The organism is Acinetobacter sp. SK-43 (genome assembly GCF_015351505.1).
Classification (GTDB): Bacteria; Pseudomonadota; Gammaproteobacteria; order Pseudomonadales; family Moraxellaceae; genus Acinetobacter; species Acinetobacter junii.
In genome coordinates this window covers 26,802-44,986 of sequence record NZ_JADKPY010000080.1, presented here as the reverse complement: position 1 = coordinate 44,986, position 18,185 = coordinate 26,802, and the positions used below count along the sequence as shown (strand labels likewise).

14 protein-coding genes and 6 tRNA genes are annotated in these 18,185 nt (G+C 39.0%); 14 read left to right on the top strand and 6 right to left on the bottom strand.

Annotation, left to right across the window (positions count from 1 at the left end; all coding sequences use genetic code 11):
- Positions 1–39: 39 nt before the first annotated feature.
- The gene (locus IRT38_RS15115; RefSeq protein ID WP_194598140.1) at positions 40–897 is read right to left on the bottom strand and encodes a DUF1853 family protein; all 858 of its coding nucleotides are present in this window, start codon (positions 895–897) and stop codon (positions 40–42) included.
- A 101-nt stretch (positions 898–998) separates the two neighbouring features.
- Between IRT38_RS15115 and IRT38_RS15110 the strand changes: the two genes are divergently transcribed.
- The 9 genes from IRT38_RS15110 (at position 999) to IRT38_RS15070 (ending at position 3,582) form a co-directional block, all read left to right on the top strand.
- Positions 999–1,370 (top strand): YbaN family protein, encoded by a 372-nt coding sequence (locus IRT38_RS15110; protein ID WP_004908719.1) that lies wholly within the window; start codon positions 999–1,001, stop codon positions 1,368–1,370.
- Between the two features lie 196 nt (positions 1,371–1,566).
- A complete protein-coding gene (gene elsL / locus IRT38_RS15105) occupies positions 1,567–2,070 on the top strand; it encodes a cell wall-recycling L,D-carboxypeptidase ElsL (RefSeq protein ID WP_194598139.1) in 504 nt (167 codons plus the stop codon).
- 169 nt (positions 2,071–2,239) lie between these two features.
- Positions 2,240–2,315 (top strand) — tRNA-Val (locus IRT38_RS15100).
- Between the two features lie 23 nt (positions 2,316–2,338).
- A tRNA-Asp gene (locus IRT38_RS15095) sits at positions 2,339–2,415 on the top strand.
- Positions 2,416–2,457: 42 nt separating this feature from the next.
- A tRNA-Asp gene (locus tag IRT38_RS15090) sits at positions 2,458–2,534 on the top strand.
- Between the two features lie 79 nt (positions 2,535–2,613).
- Positions 2,614–2,689, top strand: a tRNA-Val gene (locus IRT38_RS15085).
- A 40-nt stretch (positions 2,690–2,729) separates the two neighbouring features.
- Positions 2,730–2,806, top strand: a tRNA-Asp gene (locus IRT38_RS15080).
- Positions 2,807–2,944: 138 nt separating this feature from the next.
- Positions 2,945–3,020 (top strand) — tRNA-Val (locus IRT38_RS15075).
- Positions 3,021–3,114: 94 nt separating this feature from the next.
- Positions 3,115–3,582, top strand: coding sequence for a DUF2750 domain-containing protein (locus IRT38_RS15070; protein ID WP_112987283.1), 468 nt, complete (start codon positions 3,115–3,117; stop codon positions 3,580–3,582).
- A 29-nt stretch (positions 3,583–3,611) separates the two neighbouring features.
- Here the strand turns inward: IRT38_RS15070 and IRT38_RS15065 are convergent, their stop codons facing one another.
- The 4 genes from IRT38_RS15065 to yccS all read right to left on the bottom strand — a co-directional run bounded on the left by IRT38_RS15065 (position 3,612) and on the right by yccS (position 10,060).
- Positions 3,612–4,397, bottom strand: coding sequence for a YdcF family protein (locus IRT38_RS15065; protein ID WP_194598138.1), 786 nt, complete (start codon positions 4,395–4,397; stop codon positions 3,612–3,614).
- A 124-nt stretch (positions 4,398–4,521) separates the two neighbouring features.
- On the bottom strand, positions 4,522–7,059 hold the full coding sequence (locus IRT38_RS15060; protein ID WP_194598137.1) for a PepSY domain-containing protein: 2,538 nt from the start codon (positions 7,057–7,059) through the stop codon (positions 4,522–4,524).
- A gap of 162 nt (positions 7,060–7,221) precedes the next feature.
- Complete coding sequence (locus IRT38_RS15055) at positions 7,222–7,806, bottom strand: YcxB family protein (protein ID WP_004908704.1); 585 nt, start codon at positions 7,804–7,806, stop codon at positions 7,222–7,224.
- A gap of 79 nt (positions 7,807–7,885) precedes the next feature.
- Positions 7,886–10,060, bottom strand: a complete 2,175-nt coding sequence (gene yccS, locus IRT38_RS15050; RefSeq protein ID WP_194598136.1) for a YccS family putative transporter — start codon at positions 10,058–10,060, stop codon at positions 7,886–7,888.
- A gap of 143 nt (positions 10,061–10,203) precedes the next feature.
- Here yccS and IRT38_RS15045 point away from each other — a divergent pair, with 143 nt between their 5' ends.
- Positions 10,204–11,418 carry a multidrug effflux MFS transporter gene (locus IRT38_RS15045; RefSeq protein WP_005402128.1) on the top strand — a complete coding sequence of 405 codons (1,215 nt, stop codon included), beginning with the start codon at positions 10,204–10,206 and terminating at the stop codon, positions 11,416–11,418.
- 21 nt (positions 11,419–11,439) lie between these two features.
- On the opposite strand, the gene IRT38_RS15040 is transcribed toward IRT38_RS15045, so the two are convergent.
- Positions 11,440–12,147: a nitroreductase gene (locus IRT38_RS15040; RefSeq protein ID WP_004963858.1), complete on the bottom strand. Its 708-nt coding sequence runs from the start codon at positions 12,145–12,147 to the stop codon at positions 11,440–11,442.
- Positions 12,148–12,571: 424 nt separating this feature from the next.
- Between IRT38_RS15040 and IRT38_RS15035 the strand changes: the two genes are divergently transcribed.
- From IRT38_RS15035 to IRT38_RS15020, 4 genes are all read left to right on the top strand, one after another.
- Positions 12,572–13,900: a DcaP family trimeric outer membrane transporter gene (locus tag IRT38_RS15035; RefSeq protein WP_194598135.1), complete on the top strand. Its 1,329-nt coding sequence runs from the start codon at positions 12,572–12,574 to the stop codon at positions 13,898–13,900.
- A gap of 179 nt (positions 13,901–14,079) precedes the next feature.
- Entirely contained in the window at positions 14,080–15,315 is a 1,236-nt protein-coding gene (gltS, locus tag IRT38_RS15030) for a sodium/glutamate symporter (protein WP_151760252.1), read from the top strand.
- Positions 15,316–15,410: 95 nt separating this feature from the next.
- Entirely contained in the window at positions 15,411–16,886 is a 1,476-nt protein-coding gene (locus IRT38_RS15025) for an alanine/glycine:cation symporter family protein (RefSeq protein WP_194598134.1), read from the top strand.
- Positions 16,887–17,021: 135 nt separating this feature from the next.
- On the top strand, positions 17,022–17,999 hold the full coding sequence (locus tag IRT38_RS15020; RefSeq protein WP_112987302.1) for a patatin-like phospholipase family protein: 978 nt from the start codon (positions 17,022–17,024) through the stop codon (positions 17,997–17,999).
- The last annotated feature ends 186 nt before the right edge of the window (positions 18,000–18,185 follow it).

Sequence of the window (18,185 nt, the reverse complement as noted above, 5' to 3'; positions counted from 1 at the left end):
GAACTGTTATGAAATGTTACTTTATAAAAGTTAAACAACTTAAGTTTGCTTGAACAATGATGTCCTAAACATATAAAACTGAGGTTCACTATTGGGATCGTGATAGAGCCCATCTGTCCACCATTTGGCTGAGGTAGAACTTACTTCACGATTTGGGCACAACCATTCATGCCGTTGTAAGCGATGATATTGAGCGATTGGAATATGTGTTCCCCATTTTCCTATTCTGCGACGATTATTTATCCATGTGGGGAGGTGGCGTTGACCGTTGCAAACAGTCGGTAAATACAATTGACCTTTTAAAACACAAAATTTTCTTTGAATTTTATAATCATTTATTTCAGAAAACTGAAATTGTCGTTCAGTGAAATGTTGTAATTTCCTGTTCAATGTATCTTGTCGGTTGAGCCCGTACCAATGTTTTAATTCTAGATCCATTTCACCTAGATAATACTTTAATGCCACTTCCCAATGTTCAATTTCATTACTTCGCTGATTTAAAACTAAAAAATCGAGCTCTCCAATTGTTACTGCGCCGTTGATGATTTGTATGCTATGACCAAGTAATTGATAATGATGAAAATCCTGATCTAAAAGCCAAAACCACAGTAAATTTTCGAAACGCAACCCAAGTCGTGTGCTTTTTAAGCGAGCTATAAATTCGATTAAAGGGCTTGGATCATCATCTAACTGAAATAAACGTGCTTCGTAGGATTGGTAAAGCTCTTGCCAATGATGGTCATCGTGTAGCTCAAAATTGTTTTTTATTACTAATTCATGTGGCTTTTGTGAAAGGATATTCGGGCTCGAGATGCAAAATGCGAGCTGCCTGACGATTGGAGTTTTAAATTGTATCCAAGGTTCAAAAAACAGCGGCGTAGAATCGGCTTCAGACATCATTTAATCCAATCATAGAAATAAGCCAGCCAAGTTTAAGAAAGCAGCTTAAAAACACTTTATACTAGCACGCTTGTGTTGACGTATTGGTTAATAGCGCAATGAAAACTTTATTTTGGCGAAGTCTGGTCGTAATTTTCATTACGCTCGGTATTATTGGTGCAATTTTGCCAGGTATGCCAACAACGGTTTTCTTGATCCTTGCTGCTTGGGCTGCATCAAAAGGATGGCCACAAATGGATGCTTGGTTACTCAATCATCCCAAATATGGAGCTACTTTACGCAACTGGCGTGAATATGGCACTGTGCCACGCAAAGCCAAATGGATTGCATCAATTATGATGCTAATCAGTGGAATTTTGATGTTATTTACCAATGCACCAATCTTAGTCAAAGTATTCACTGATGTGACGATGTTGATCGTTGCAATTTGGCTGTGGTCACGCCCTGAGCCTGATTCAAAAAATGATTAAGTAAATCTTAGAGATGGCTTTAATGCTGCGTTGATTTACGCTTAAATTTAACAAACCAAATGCTACAATGAGAATACTCATAATTTTTTAGTCATTTTAAACGCCGATAGATCCAAATTTTTAAAAAATCAAAACTACAGAAATCAGCTATTATTTGTGTTGAAATAATTTAGCGTTATTTAATCTTGAGATAAAAATGTCGTATACCATCGAACAAGCTGATATTTTGATCGATCTAGCACAACAAACTTTATATTTGCCCAAACATAATAAGTTCTATGTGATTTCATCTGGCAAGAATGGCATTGGTGAACAAGAAAATAGTGGTAAAACACCACGAGGCTGGCATCGTGTTGCTCAGAAAATCGGTCAGAAAGCAGCAAAGAATTCAGTCTTCATCGCTCGTCAACCTACTGGTGAAATTTATAATCAGCAATTAGCGGAACAGTTTCCAGAACGGGATTGGATTTTATCTCGTATTCTTTGGCTAGATGGCTTAGAAGTTGGTTTTAATAAAGGTGAGGGCTGCGACACGTTCAATCGATATATCTATATTCATGGAACACCTGAAAACCAACCAATGGGTATTCCAATGTCGCATGGCTGTATTCGTATGCAGAATGATGAGATTCTTGAATTGTTTGAACTGGTTCCTGAACAGGCACTGGTCTACATTTCTGAATCGCCTTTAGAAATTTAGCTGTTAGAAATCGAATAAGTGTTTAAATAAAATACTGAAATATTAGATTTTATCGTGAATTACCTATTTTTTAATCATTCACACTGTTTTTTTAGAAAAGATGAGGAAAAGCGTTTGACAGGCTGTAAAGATTCTCTATAATGCACCTCACAAACGATGAAGACGTTAAGGGCGCTTAGCTCAGTTGGTAGAGCGTCTGCCTTACAAGCAGAATGTCGGCGGTTCGATCCCGTCAGCGCCCACCAAGCCTTTACGTTAAAACTCAAGTGCAGCGGTAGTTCAGTTGGTTAGAATATCGGCCTGTCACGCCGAGGGTCGCGGGTTCGAGCCCCGTCCGCTGCGCCACTTAAGTTTTAATAATCGTTTCTGAAATTGCAAGATCATAGTGCAGCGGTAGTTCAGTTGGTTAGAATATCGGCCTGTCACGCCGAGGGTCGCGGGTTCGAGCCCCGTCCGCTGCGCCACTTTAGGATTGCAAATTCAGTTAGAGTTAAGTAAATTAGACGTTTACTTAAACAAAGCCAAGCTTTGTTACCTCGCTCAGGGCGCTTAGCTCAGTTGGTAGAGCGTCTGCCTTACAAGCAGAATGTCGGCGGTTCGATCCCGTCAGCGCCCACCATAATTTGTGACATTAACTATCAAATAGATAGTTACCCAGTGCAGCGGTAGTTCAGTTGGTTAGAATATCGGCCTGTCACGCCGAGGGTCGCGGGTTCGAGCCCCGTCCGCTGCGCCATTTTCTTGATACCTTATTCTAGAAAATAAATGTTTTAACAAGTATCTTTATACTTGATCTCTGACACGAGATGCCATTAGGGAAATCAAAGATTTTTCTCTTGCGCTCAAACAAAGCCAAGCTTTGTTACCTCGCTCAGGGCGCTTAGCTCAGTTGGTAGAGCGTCTGCCTTACAAGCAGAATGTCGGCGGTTCGATCCCGTCAGCGCCCACCATAATTTCCATACGATATCTTACTATCTTGATTGTGATTTTAAGTCATTTCTTTTATCATTAGCCGCAATAATGATTCTAAAATTGAAGTGATTTATGAGAAATCCTTATCAACGCAAGGCTGCGTCGAAATCTCAAACTAATTCTAATCTTTCTCCAAAAGATACTTATCGTCAGTTCATTGAACAAATTGTTATGCAGCGTCAAGTGATTGCTTTGTATCATGATGGGTGGGCGTTGTGTGCAACACCTTCTGGGCAACATGCTTTATCAATCTGGCAAAGTAAAGGATTGGCAAAATTATTAATTAAAGATAATTGGGCAAACTATCATCTACAGGAAGTTCCATTATTGTCTTTTATTGAAAAGATGATTCCCTTTTTAAAGGAAAATAATACGATCCTTTCTTTAGATCTGACACCTGAAGGTAACAATTTATTAGTGCCACCTGATACATTATTGTTAGATATTAAGAACTTTCTTTATCAAGTCTATCTACAGCGCCCTGATGTATTTGCAGAGTTAAAATTGCCCCTGCCACGTGATATCCGTTTGCATAATTAAATCAAAACAAGATTGGGGCAGAGCCCCAATCAATATTCATTTAATATCCATCCGCTTGCATAAGCGAAATACTCTCTTAACCATGCATTATATCGAGTGCTCAAAGGCGTAGTTGATCCAAGTAAAATGGTTTGGCTATAACCTTGTTTTTTTGCAATCGCTTGCGCACGTAAGGTATGAAAGTCACTGGTTACGATTGCAATGGGTTGTTGAAGAGTAATGTGATGCGCTGATAGCAGAGGCTGGCTATTCTTGAGGTTAAGTTCAGTGCTAGTACTTTGATCTTCTAGTAAAATCTGAGTGGCAGGGATTTGATGTTTTCGCTGTAAATAGCGTGACATAACAATTGCTTCGCTATCTTTCTCGCCAAAATCAATTCCACCAGAGACAATCACTTTTGCATCTGGTTGCGCTTTTGCCAAAGGTGCTGCACGATCAAGACGTTTTGCAAGTGTTGCTGATGGTTGACCATTTTCAATGCCCGTTCCTAAAACAATAATTGCTTTAACAGGTTGAATAGATTGCGGTTTCTGATTGTTATCTGTCAGATAATTAAAGAAATATCCTAGACTAATGATCCAAATCCAAAAACACGCCCATGCAAAGCGCCAAATAGAATGCAGACGGAAGTGATAAAAGAAAAACCGTTCAAAATGATAATAGAAATAAGCGTAAATACAGAAAAATAGTCCAATTAAAAAGGGTAAAACTGTACCGATGTGAATTTTTTTAAGCGCAATTAGAATAGCTCCATCTAGGAATAAAATAGAACCGACTATAGCTAAAATGATACGAATCCATGAGCTTGCTTGCATAATCTTTTTCGTAAGCGATATAAAACGTGCTAAGTGTATGCAAAATTCATCGAAAGGCAAACGCTTCTATTGATGAATAAAAAATGGGTGAATATCACCCATTTTTATCTATATTCAATAAAGCTTAGTAAACATCTCGACGATAACGACCTGATAATCGTAATTCATCCAATTTTTCCTCTCCTAGAAGATCGATCAGTGCAGCTTCAACACCTGTTGCCATACCTTCAATGCTTCCACAAATGTATATGACAGCATCCTTAGCGATCCATGCTAAAAGCTCTTCAGCATTGTTGCGAAGAATATCTTGTACATAAATACGTTGAGCTTGATCTCTAGAGAATGCCAAGTCTAGACGCTTTAGAGTTCCCATATTTTTCCATGCTTCGATGGTATCTTTATAGAAATAGTCACATTCACGTTGACGCTCACCAAAAATTAACCAATTTTCAGTGTAATTTTGACGATTACATTGTTGCAACAGGCTCATCAAACCTGCGATACCTGTGCCATTACCGATACAAATGATTGGACGATTATCATCAATCAAATGGAATGATTCATTCGTACGAATTCGTAAAGCTAGCTTATCTTTGATTTGGATATGTTCTGTTAACCATCCAGAGCCTAATCCGAGTTCACCCTGTGGGTCACGCTGTTGACGAACGACAAGTCTGAGAATTTGCTGCGGAGGAATACTAGCGATAGAGTATTCTCGAGTGGGTAGGGTAGGAAGCTGCTCGATAAGCTCATCTAGATGATTGTATGCCAGAACATCTACGCGTAAATTTTTATTCCGTAATGCCTGATCAATTTTCTGATTCAATGATTCGATTTTGGATTCAGCTGAGATTTGGTACTTTTCTAAAAAGCGTTGAATCTCTGTAGGAGTATTTTCTGGTTGAATTTCTGCAATATCACCAGGATGCCAAGTCATATCATGAGGAGCGGTGAGTTCAATATTGTAAGCAGGTTGCCCAAGACTATTTGGATTAAGGAGTGTACGAGAACTTAATGTCCAATGATCAAATACTTTTTCAATGTTCATTGCATGTAGTTCTGTGTGCGTAATCTCTGATAAAGCCTGATTCCAGCGTTGGATATCATTAGGATTGACGTTATCGACTTCAATTAAGTCAAATAAAGCTGATGCCTTCGATGCTAATAACCATTGGTTTATTGCATGCCCAAAACTACAGAAACTTTCAGGATATTCTTTAGAACCCAATGCAAGCACTGCAAACTGCATTGAACTTAAATCTAGTGATTGCTTCATCATCTTTTTGCTGAAGCTAGTTGCTAAGTCAGGTGCCTCACCAGTTCCATAGGTACTCACCACAAATAAGACAAGCTCAGCTTGCTGAAGCTCACGCTCAGTCAACTGTTGAAGAGGTTTAACAATTGTTGCTTGCTGTGCTTCTTGTAAGCTTGTTGCTGTACGCCATGCGAGTTGCTCGGCAACACCTGTTTGACTTGCGTAAGTGATGAGCCATGGTTTTGCATTTGGGTCAATAACTTGAGAACCGATCGTATTTCGTACCGCGAGTGTGAGTTTTTTTTGTTTGCGACGTTTTAAATAAAGCATCCAACCTGTGACGAAAAATAAAGGCATTGTTAAAGATGCCAGCATTGCTAAAAATTGATAAGTGTCACCAAAAAAGCTTCCACGATGTACAGGTAGCATACTGCTCATAATCTTTTCATTTAGCTTCTTATCTTCGTAAAGCTCAAATTTCTCAAAAGTGTTGGATTGATAATTATAAATAGCTTGGTTACGAGCACGTTCATGTTGGGGGATAGCATCAACAAAAGATAGCTCAAGCTTTGCATCGTTCTTTTTCGGAATATTAAACGTTAATGATGAATATTCACGTCCAATTTGGGCATTCACGCCTGTCCACGATTGCGACAATATGTTGGTCACTTGCTCAGGTTTAAGTTTTTCTTGTTCAGGTTTTTTTCTATCTTGGTTCGGTTCGTTGCGTTTAGGTTGTTCAACTCCCATGACTTTGAACATACCAGCACGCCACCAGTCATATGACCAATACAAACCAGTGCATGCAAATAAGAGATAAAAGACGACAAGCCAAGTTCCAACTACAGCATGTAAATCCCAAATAAAATTGCGACCCTTAAGTTTAGGCTTAATAAAGAACCATTGTTTAAAAGAATGTTTTTTAGGGAAGCGGAGATAAAGTCCACTCAGTACAAAAAAGATAAGCATCAAGGTCGATGCACCTGTAATTTGTGCTCCAAACTCGCCTGCAGTTAAGTTCCGATGCAATCGTTGGATAAATTGTAATACTTCACGACCTTTGACTTCTGGTAATACCTCAGCTGTATATGGATTGACCATCATGTTATGGCCACGACGAGCACCTTCTTTTTTAATATTTACTGTAGAAGATGCGGTAGGGTCAGCTGCGATGGTAATACTATTAATCTCAATATCGGGTTGTTTTTTATTGAAGTGTTGAAATATCTGGGCTGGGGTTAACTTTGGAGTAGAAGCAGCTTCAACAACATAGCTCTCTTTATTGATGAATTCTAAGATTTGCTGATCATATGAATAAATTGCTCCAGTTATGCCCATCAATGAAAGGATTAAACCTGCAGTGATCCCTATGAACCAATGAATTTGGAAGAAGACTTTTTTAAGCATGGTCGAAAAATGTAAATAAAGTGGAGTTCATGTAAAAAATTATAACTCAAGATTAAGAATATAATATGGATTTTGTAGGTAATATTGATTTTGATTCTCATTTAAATTTTTCACATTAAAAAAAACCTCTCATTTTGAGAGGCTTTTTTTGAATATTTTTAATTATAGCGTTTTCGGAGCGCCTACAGTTTCATTCAAATGTTTACGAACAGTATTGAATGAAAAGTTTTTTGAATCCATGCGTTTAGGAAGGATATATGCACCTTGTTGTTCATCACCTTTTGGTGTTTTTACTTTAAAGTTCACCAAAATGAAGTCAGGTGAGCTATACCACTCATAAATATCTTTCCAACCGATTGTTGCAGTACCTTCTTGAACGCCCATTTTTTGGCGCATGACGATACCGTGTGGTTGAACACCAAGACGAAGACCTTTAATTTCCTGAACTGGGAATTCATTCATTTTACGTTTCACATACCACTCAAGACCGAATCGTTTAATCAGGTAGAAGAGGGCAACGAACACGATAACAACCCAACAAAATACAGTTGAGTAAGTAGAGTAGTAGTTAATCAGTCCAGCGGTCACTAAAGAAAGCACCACAAGCGAAATCATAATGATCCACGCTTTGCGACTAAATTTATTAGTACTACGCCAAATCATAAGTTGAGCTTGACGTTGTTCAGCTTCGGAAACTTCGTAGGGAACAGGTTGTAGCGTATAAGCGTATAGCGTTTTGGCGGTCATAGTATAAAAAATGAGTGTAGAACTAAGTTAAGTTTAGCATTAATTAGCAGTCAAAGATATTATGCCAATGGTGGATAAATCAAAGAGATGCAAACTCAGTGCCATCCTGATTTGGCTCATGACTTAAGCTTTGTTTAAGCATGCTTAAGCGAGTCAAAATACCAAACATGAGTGATAATTGTTGCAAAATAATCAAGGACTTTGGATCACCTTCATCATGAGTATTGAGTCGTTGACGTATGGTTTGTAACATATTTTGCGCGGATAAATCTGGAACCTCATCACGCAATAATGTGCCTTTAATATCATCTAGGGCTTGATCAAGTAAAGCCAATACTTCTTGATCATGGATTTGTGCTCGATGTGCACCTAAGGCTGCGATATAGCTCAAAAAGGTATGACTCAAACACAAGAACTCGAATGCAAGTGACTTTTGTGTTGGGTCAATATTTGGCTCAGTTGCTAATGTGGAAATTAAAGAAGCAACTTCTGCATCGGTATTGTGCGCTGCGCGACGAACTACACGATAATTGAGCGCATTATTTTTACCTTCGTGGTATTGCTGAACTACTTCTGAAAGATAATTACATTGAGCTTCTATAGAACGCTGGATGGTACGAGGCAGCCTACGAAATTTCCAATCGGGCCAAATAAAACTCACGCCAAACCATGCGAGGGCACATCCGATAAGTGTATCGATAAATCTTGGAAAGCCAGCAGCAAATGCAGAACCATCAAGATTAAAGTTGATCAGTGCCAAGATAGTGATGAATGCAGTTGCTTGAGCATATTGCTTACTTCTTAGTTCGAAAAATAACACACCGCTTAAAACAAGCATCACCAATTGCCCTTCAAGCGAAGGAATAAAATAGATAATTGCTAATCCCACAATAATGCCGATCAGCGTACCCACTATACGCAAATATAAGCGGCGTTTTGTGGCGTTGAAGTTTGGCTGACATACGAACAGTGCAGTGAGTAAAATCCAGTATCCATATGCAATATTGGTAACTTGAATAAAAATATAGCCAATAAATAAAACGATAGATAAACGGACAGCGTGTCGAAATAAAACAGATTCAGGTGTGAGATGCTGTTTGACTCGAACAAAAATATCATTCCAACCTTTGAGATCATCATCTTTAAGTTGGTGTTCAGTTTGTTGAGTGTTGATCAGTTGCAAATCGCGTTCTGTTTCTAAGTTTTGCAGTTGGGCATCGATCGATTTTAAATTTTGATAGAGTGCAAATAAGGCATTCACACGTACTTGATCATAAATATTATCTTCTCGTAATTTTTCTAATGACAGTCTAAGATTTTCAAAACTATGTTGAAATCTTTTGTTGTGCGTATAACGTGTGCGATTCAAGATACATTGCGCTAAGTCCTGACATGCTTTGCCTTGAATGGTAAGAATACGTTGGAAACGAAATAAAATATCACTGTGTTGAAACAGTTTAGCGAGTTTTTGATAATCAATATGAGCGGAATCTGCACGCTCGTGAATATCTTGAGCTACAAAATAATACTGTAAGCTGCGTCGCGTATCTTTTTGACCTCGGTCTCCTTTGAGACGAGTGACTAGTGCTACACGTAAATTATTGAATAATTTAATTAATTTTCCATTTTCTAGTGCTAAATCAATCATGCTTTGTTGGTAGCTTGATGCGGTCATATCCACATCAAACAGATTTGATTTAGCATATAAAAAACTACCTAAAGCATTATAAGATGCTGATAGTTGATCTTGTAACTGACGGACTGGAAATAATAAGAAGCTGATAGTTGAAATCAGACCATACCATGCTGCTCCGATCACAAGTAATGCAGGTTGCAAATACCAGTCTTCAAATAGATGAACACCAAGCATGGTATATACCGAAACCACCAAGCATCCATAAGCAATCGTTGCGTAACGTCGCCCTAACGAACCTAATAGAATCCAGCCAATACAAGAGGCGATCAAACCAAAAGCAAATGCGAAAGGGTAGGGAAATAATAATTGAACGGATGCTGCGGTAATAAAAAAACCGATGTAGGTGTAGATTAAGTTCATGATCCGCACAGAAAAGCGATCATCAATATCACTGATACCCGCAGCAACTACACCTAAAGTTAATGGAATCGTAGCCAGTTGAAAATCTAATAAATAAGGAACAAAAGCTGTACCTACAAAAGCGATCCACATCCTCACGTTATACATAAACGTGGTGTTATAAGTTAATTGTTTTAATCGTCCAAACCAAGGATTCAAGCGCTGTCCTTTTTGTATCGTGTCATGGAATTATTGTATGGGAACTGACATCTCAAAAGTGCTAGTCAGCCTGTATTATTATGCACAAAATAGCATGAGAGTGTTAAGCTTAGATCAGGAATAAACTTGAAAAGTGAAGTATTATGAAGGTCGAGCAGTCTAATTCACGTCAATATTCAACAACTTGGATTATGTTGCTTGCACTCCTTACCGCTTTAGGTCCTTTATCAATTGATATGTATTTACCCGCTTTGCCTCAAATGGCAGAGGAGTTTGGGGTAAGCACGCAAATGGTCGCAAATACTTTGCCTGCCTATTTTTTAGGGCTTGCGATTGGTCAACTTATCTATGGTCCAGTGAGCGATCGGATTGGTCGAAAAAAACCTTTGTATTTTGGTTTAACCCTTTATGTGATTGCCAGTCTGGCTTGTGTATTTGCAAGTAATGAATGGGCATTAATCATTGCACGTATTTTTCAAGCGCTTGGGGGCTGTGTCGGTGTCGTTATTGCGCGCGCTGCGATTCGTGATCGGCTGGATGTTCAAGGTTCAGCTCAAGCATTTTCAAGTATGATGATTGTCATGGGGCTAGCACCTATTTTAGCACCTATGTTTGGCGCTTGGATTCTGAACTTTTTCCCTTGGGAAATGATTTTTGCTGCATTGGCTATTATTGGTGTGATCTGTTGGTTATGTGTCCATTTCTTTTTTAAAGAATCTTTGCCAATTGAGCGTCGTCTCAAGCTTTCCACTTATCAAGTCACAACGCTTTATGCCGCAATTCTAAAAGATGCGAGCTTTAGAGTCCCCATGTTTGCAGGCTGTCTGACAGGTGCAGCTTTGTTTTGTTACATCAGTTCTGCATCAGCGGTCTTTATGGGGCAATATGGATTATCTCAACAGCAATTCTCCTATGCATTCGCTTTTAATGCTGCTGGAATTATGTTGATGTCTTCTTTGAATAAGCATCTCAATACACGAATGGATATTTATCCCCGTCTTCGTTTAGGCGGTTCGATTCAGTTCCTTGGTGCTGTATGTGTTGTGTTTGCAGGATCAATGCATAACGCTCCGTTGTGGATATTGATGTTTGGTTTATTTTTTGTAGTGTCTGGAATTGGTTTGACTGGTCCAAATGCAATGGCTTTGGCAATGTCTAAACAAGGTGCTCGAGCTGGAACTGCGAGTGCGATCATGGGAAGTATGCAGTTTGCATGTGGTTTATTAGGTGGTGTTATTCTGAACTTTTTGATTTGGAAAGCATCATTGAACATGGGGCTCATGATGTTGATGTTTACTTCAGCAGGACTGGTCGCTATTTTTAAGGTTGGAAGACAACAGAACAGTATCTCTATGTAGAGATACTGTGGTCATTAAAGTTTACTCATCAACAAAGACAGTAAAATTTTCGACAGGTTCACGCGGTGTAATGAAGGTATTCACGATGTGATTTGGATCGGCATATCCTAATGCAATTGCACAAATAAGCTCTTCATCATCTGGTGCTCCAAGTACATCTAAGACAATTGGATAAAAGTGATTCCATGCAGCTTGAGGGCAAGTATCCAAACCACGTGCTTTAGCCGCGACCATCACATTTTGAATCATCATCGAAATATCCATCTTCGATCCGATTCCCATCGCTTTGTTGACAGTAAAGAAAAGTCCAACAGGCGCATCAAAAAGCTGAAAGTTACGCAGTTGTTGTGCTGCCATTTTTTCCTTTTCGCCTTTTTGAATACCTAATAATCCGTATAGACCCCAACCATTTGCACGACGACGATCAATAAACGGTGAAATCCAATTTTCTGGATAATATGCAAAAGTTTCTTTGTACTGCTCTGCTAATTCTGGTTTTTGAAATAACTCAAGCTGAGCTGCACAGACGCGCTCAATCATCTCTGCGCGTTTGTTTCCAGTAAGCACATAAACCTTCCATGGTTGAGTGTTTGTACCTGATGGTGCTCGGCTTGCGACTGACAAAATGTCTTTAATCGTTTGTACATCAACAGGTGTGTCTAGAAATGCACGTACTGAGTGGCGAGAAGTTATTGCTTCATCAACATAACGGACTTGTTCCGTATTCATATAAACTCCAGCTCTTTTAGCTATTTTCTCATTGGGTGAGACTATAAATGAATCTGGTGATTTTGCAGATGGTTTTTTAGTCGTATTGCAAAATTTGTTTTAAAAGTAATCGTATTTTCGTTTCATCAGTAAAAGCTGAATAATTTATGCGCGGTTTTGTTTTGTTTGTGTGAAAAAGAAATATATTTGTAACATAATGAAATAGAACTATTATTTAGCCAAAATTGCTTAAAACTGAGTTTTTATTCGAATAAAAAAATATACACAATATTCTAAATTTATGCATAATACGCCCTTTTTAAAAATTGATTAGGCTTTCCTTACTGATTGGGTGAGGGGGATTTTCTATTACAAACATAGTGAATTTATCCAATTTTATGTTTGTAGAAATGTTGAAATATACATCGAATACAAGGAGCTTCTCATGAGTTTACCTCTCATCCGCAAGCCGTTCTTGATTCAGGGTTTGGCATTTACTGTTGCTATCTTGATGATGAACACGACACAAGCTGCTACTGAGCAAGAGCAAATTCAACAACTTCGTGATGAAGTGAAAGAGTTGCGTGCTTTACTTGAACAATATGTTCCTCAATCAAAACAAAAAACTACATTGCCTGTTTCAGATTCAGCTCAAGTTCTAGCTGCTCAGCCTACAACCCCATCATCTGATACAAATAAAAAATCACCACTCTCTTTTCAAACAGCATCTGGTGCTGATGTAAAGTTATATGGTTTCTTGCGTGGAGATGCTTCTTATCAAGCCCTAGGTGGCGATGGTATTTTTAACCGAATTAATAAAGTCGATCTCGAAAATAATGAGAAAAATAGTGACCGATTTTATAGCACTGCGACCGTGACTCGTTTGGGCTTAGATTTTAAAGCACCTGTACAAGGTGCAGATGTTGGTGGAAAGCTTGAAGTTGATTTTCGCGGTGGAACTAACAACGATACAATCCGTATCCGCCATGCGTATTTGACTTATAACGACTGGTTGTTTGGTCAAACTACATCAACATTCTTGGCGACAGATCTGCAACCTGAGATGCTTGATTTCAATTCACCTTTAGGTATTGGTACATATCGAACTCCAATGGTTCGCTACAGTGGTTCTTTGAATCCTGTCACGAGTTATGCGATTGCATTGGAAAAAGGTAGTGATGATAATCGTGCACCTGCACTTAGCTCGAAAATCAAATACGATTTTGCAGAGGGTAAGGGGACAACTTCAGCTCGTGCACTTTTAACAGAAGTACGTAGTAAAGAAGCCTTTGATAAAGATCATCACCAACTCAGTGCAAATGAATCTGACTTAGGTTGGGGGATAGCGCTGGGTGCAAAATATAAATTTACAGATTCTTTGCAAGCGATGCTTGATTACTCACATGTGAAAGGTGATAGCAAATTTTTGCTTTACACCAATAATGCGTTCAATGTGAATCCGACAAATTATGATTTAAATCTCAATGAATTTGATGCTGTGACTGTGGGCACAACGTATCAGATCACGCCAAAAGTTCGTAGCACTTTGGCGTATGGCGCGATGTTTGCTAAAGATAACAATGCATTTGCTCAACAAGCATTGCTAGATACTGCGCAAAACAAAACGCTACAACAAGGTTGGTTGAATGTAATGTTTTCACCTGTTACGCCAATCACGTTCGGTTTAGAGTATATCTATGGCGAACGCAAAACCTTCAATGGTCAAAAAGGTAAGGATAACCGTGTAGGAGCAATGGCTCGCTATAACTTCTAACCTATCCTATAGGTGTAATCATCCGTGAAAACCATCTGTTAATACAGGCTGGGTTCTTACAAAGAACTGTATGTTTTTTATTAACTTGATTGAGTTTTCACTCATTTTGAGAGTTACTGTTTTATTAGTTGTGTGATGGAAAAACTATCTAAAAACTAATGAAATAAACGGAAGAGGATATGGAATTTACTTTCAATGGTTTTTATACCCTAATTTCGGCGGTTATCGTCTTGTTATTAGGGCGTCTGCTCGTTAATAAAATTGACTTCTTAAGACGTTACAACATCCCAGAGCCTGTCGCAGGTGGTTTGGTTGCAGCAGTTGTATCTTTGCTGGTGCACTCAATGTGGGGATATAGCATTGTTTTCAGCAGTCAATTGCAAACAAGTTTTATGCTGATCTTCTTTGCTTCAATTGGTCTAAGTGCCAATTTTATGAAGCTTCGTGAGGGGGGGATTGGACTCGTTATATTCTTGATCTGTGTGGCTTCTTTTATCGTTGTCCAAGATGTGGTTGGGATGAGTCTAGCAACTTTGTTGGGCATTGATCCACTTATTGGTTTGATCGCAGGCTCTGTGACTTTGACGGGTGGACATGGGACTGCTGGTGCTTGGGGAGAAATTTTTGAAACTCAGCATGGGATTCAAGGTGCTCTTGCATTAGGGATGGCAAGTGCCACATTCGGATTGATTATTGGTGGGGTTATTGGTGGTCCACTGGCTAAATTATTGATCAATCGTTATAGCCTAGCTCATGCAAAAACACCATTTGAAATTAATTATCGCGATACACATCTCGATAAACATCCAGATGAGCTTGCACCTTTTGAAAACCCACATCAAGTGCGTTTAATCACAGCAGATAATGCAATCACAACATTAGGTATGTTCGCTGCCTGTCTTGCATTTGCTGAGTTTATGACGGGTTATAGCAAAGGTACATGGTTCGAGTTACCAACCTTTGTTTGGGCGCTTGGTGGTGGTGTTATTCTCCGAAATATTCTTGAAAGCGTATTGAAAATTGATATTTTTGATCGTGCAATTGATGTGTTTGGTAACGCGTCGCTTTCATTGTATTTGGCAATGGCATTGCTTTCGTTGAAGTTATGGCAATTGGCAGATTTGGCTGGGCCACTGGTTGTTATTTTAGGTGCTCAAACCATTACTATGGCTCTATATGCAGCCTTTGTAACCTTCCGTGTGATGGGTAAAAACTATGATGCTGCTGTTCTTGCTGCGGGTCATTGTGGTTTTGGTATGGGGGCAACACCGACTGCAGTTGCAAACATGCAAGCCATTACTAATATGTATGGACCTTCCCATAAAGCGTTCTTAATTGTTCCGTTATGTGGTGCATTCTTTGTCGATTTAATTAACGCAACAGTAATTCAAGTTATCTTGAAATTCTTTGCCTAAGTCGGATCAAAAGCCCCATATGGGGCTTTTTTGATTCATCCATTTTTATCGTATATGTATTTGATATACATATAATTTATTAAAGCGAATAAGTGATGAATGAACAATTAAATGCCACGCTGATGTCGTGGGTGCAATTCTTTAATGATCCGCTCTGGAATTTCTTGGTTGTCTTGTTGGTTGCAGTGGGTGTGTTTTATACATTGATCACTGGTGCGGTACAGCTTCGCTTATTTTTACACAGTATTCGTGTTATGAAAGGTAGCCGTAAAGAATGTGTGGACGAGCACGGGATCACACCGTTTCAGGCATTCGTTACAGGACTGGCAAGTCGTGTAGGGGTAGGTAACGTTGCTGGTGTTGCGATTGCGATTGCGATTGGTGGTCCGGGTGCGGTGTTTTGGATGTGGTTTACTGCATTCTTAGGTATGAGTTCTGCATTTGTGGAATCATCGCTCGCACAGTTATTTAAGGTACGAGATCATCAAAATAAACAATTCCGTGGTGGACCTGCGTATTACATTACTCAAGGTTTAAAGCAAAAATGGTTAGGGATTGTTTTCGCACTTTCTCTCATTTTAGCTTATGGGTTTGTGTTTAATGCTGTTCAGGCGAATGCGATTATTGGTGCAACTTCTCATGCTTGGGGATGGGATAAAGCCAATCTAACTTTAGGTTTGGGTGGTTTAGACCTAGAAATCTCATGGGTTGGCATTGGACTAGTGACAATGACAGCATTGATTATTTTTGGTGGTATTAAACGTATCGCAAAAGTTGCTGAAGGTATCGTGCCATTCATGGCATTGCTTTACATTATCGTGGCTTTGTACATTGCCATCATCAATCTGCCAATGTTGCCAGAAATCTTTAAACTTATTTTCACAAAAGCTTTTGAGTTTGAAGCAGCTGCAGGTGGTTTCTTCGGTGCTATGATTTCTATGGCAATGATGATGGGGATTAAACGTGGTTTGTTCTCAAATGAAGCAGGTATGGGTTCGGCACCAAATGCGGCTGCGGCTTCTGATGTTAAACATCCCGTCAATCAAGGTATGGTTCAAATGCTAGGTGTCTTTGTTGATACCTTCGTTGTGTGTTCATGTACTGCGATTATCATTATGGTCTCAAGTTTATATCACGAAGCTGGTTTTGAGGGCGTAACGTTAACGCAAAAAGCGCTTGAGAGTCAGATTGGTAGTTGGGGCGGTGGTTTCCTCGCTATTATTCTGTTCTTATTTGCCTTTACGTCGATTATCGGTAACTATGCATATGCGGAAAGTAATGTGCAGTTCATTAATAACAATCCTAAAATTATGCTGATTTTCCGTATTTTAGTATTGGTTATGGTGTACTTCGGTGCAATCACTAGCGTTCCGTTGGTTTGGTCTATGGCAGACTTATCGATGGGATTAATGGCAACTATTAACCTGATCGCAATTCTATTGCTTACTCCAATAGCACTGATTTTATTGAAAGATTATACCTCTCAGCTTAAAAAAGGGATTAAAGAACCTGAGTTTAAGATTGATAACTATCCTGAATTGAAGAAAAAAGTCGATTCCGATATTTGGTAAATTGATAAAAAGCTCCTGTAAAGGAGCTTTTTTTTGTGGCATAGAAATCAGTCAGCAAAGAATTGATACAGCTTTTAAAAATCGCTCGGAGTAAAATTTGAGAGAGATATAAAGTGAATATGGCATCAAATGCAGATGAAACAGCTTAAATTATTGACTCTAGGACTATCGATGATGTTTGTGGCGGGTTGCCAAACCACATCACAACTACGACCTGTTGTAGAAGATGCTCAGGTACAAACCATGAGTCAACCTTTTGCTGCGATCAAAAAACAACAGAAACGTCCTGTCATTGCGCTAGTATTAGGAAGTGGTGGTGCGAGAGGATATGCTCATATCGGAGTGATCGAAGTACTTGAACAGCAAGGCATCCGACCTGATTTGATCGTAGGTACAAGCGCAGGCAGTATCGTGGGTTCAATATATGCCAGTGGTAAAAGCGCAGCTGAATTAAGAGATATTGCACTCAAACTCAAAGCCAATGATGTACGTGATGTAAATGTGAGCCTCAAAGGTTTCTTTGATGGTAAAAAAGTTGAAGACTATGTCAATCAACAAGTGCTTAACACACCGCTACAAAAGTTAAAAATTCCAATGTATGTGGTTGCAACTGAACTCAAAAATGGGACGAAAACCGTATTTAACTATGGCAATACAGGGCAAGCCGTGCGTGCATCGACTTCTATTCCAAGTATGTTTGTGCCGACTAAGATTCGTAATGTCGAGTATGTTGATGGTGGGCTAGTGAGTCCTGTCCCAGTTGAAGTAGCACGGGAACTAGGTGCGGATATTGTGATTGCTGTAGATATTTTGGCGCAGCCAATTCATACCGAAACTACCAATGTATGGGGCTTGTTCAATCAAAATATTAATATCATGCAAGGGCGATTAGCCGAAGAAGAATTGAAAGATGCGGATGTCGTGATTCAACCTGATCTACGTGAAAAGGCACATATCTTTGATGTGAAAGGACGTGAAATGACTATGCAAGCTGGGATTGATGCAGCACAGGCTAAACTTGCGGATATTCAATCGACAATTCAAAGTAAGCAAAATTCAGCCACTCAAGCGCAGCAAGATTTTGCATTGAAAATAAATTCTGTAGCACCCTAATCGGCTATTTTGCTGCCAGTAAATCAATACAAGATAAGGCTTGGTTTGCTGGCAGATGTTTTCTTATAAAACAATTTGTAAATCCTCTACAAAAAGCTATGAAAAAATCAAGAAAACAGGTAAATAACTACAATTCATTAAACTTTTTATTAAACAAATTTAAGTTTTGCATTATAGGATGACGCA

Excerpts from the sequence above, each read along its gene's own strand:
- IRT38_RS15060 (WP_194598137.1), bottom strand. The coding sequence starts at position 7,059 with ATGCTTAAAAAAGTCTTCTTCCAAATTCATTGGTTCATAGGGATCACT.
- IRT38_RS15065 (WP_194598138.1), bottom strand. The coding sequence starts at position 4,397 with ATGCAAGCAAGCTCATGGATTCGTATCATTTTAGCTATAGTCGGTTCT.
- IRT38_RS15025 (WP_194598134.1), top strand. The coding sequence starts at position 15,411 with ATGAATGAACAATTAAATGCCACGCTGATGTCGTGGGTGCAATTCTTT.
- IRT38_RS15045 (WP_005402128.1), top strand. The coding sequence starts at position 10,204 with ATGAAGGTCGAGCAGTCTAATTCACGTCAATATTCAACAACTTGGATT.
- IRT38_RS15070 (WP_112987283.1), top strand. The coding sequence starts at position 3,115 with ATGAGAAATCCTTATCAACGCAAGGCTGCGTCGAAATCTCAAACTAAT.
- IRT38_RS15020 (WP_112987302.1), top strand. The coding sequence starts at position 17,022 with ATGAAACAGCTTAAATTATTGACTCTAGGACTATCGATGATGTTTGTG.
- IRT38_RS15110 (WP_004908719.1), top strand. The coding sequence starts at position 999 with ATGAAAACTTTATTTTGGCGAAGTCTGGTCGTAATTTTCATTACGCTC.
- gltS (WP_151760252.1), top strand. The coding sequence starts at position 14,080 with ATGGAATTTACTTTCAATGGTTTTTATACCCTAATTTCGGCGGTTATC.
- IRT38_RS15055 (WP_004908704.1), bottom strand. The coding sequence starts at position 7,806 with ATGACCGCCAAAACGCTATACGCTTATACGCTACAACCTGTTCCCTAC.
- IRT38_RS15035 (WP_194598135.1), top strand. The coding sequence starts at position 12,572 with ATGAGTTTACCTCTCATCCGCAAGCCGTTCTTGATTCAGGGTTTGGCA.
- elsL (WP_194598139.1), top strand. The coding sequence starts at position 1,567 with ATGTCGTATACCATCGAACAAGCTGATATTTTGATCGATCTAGCACAA.
- IRT38_RS15115 (WP_194598140.1), bottom strand. The coding sequence starts at position 897 with ATGTCTGAAGCCGATTCTACGCCGCTGTTTTTTGAACCTTGGATACAA.
- IRT38_RS15040 (WP_004963858.1), bottom strand. The coding sequence starts at position 12,147 with ATGAATACGGAACAAGTCCGTTATGTTGATGAAGCAATAACTTCTCGC.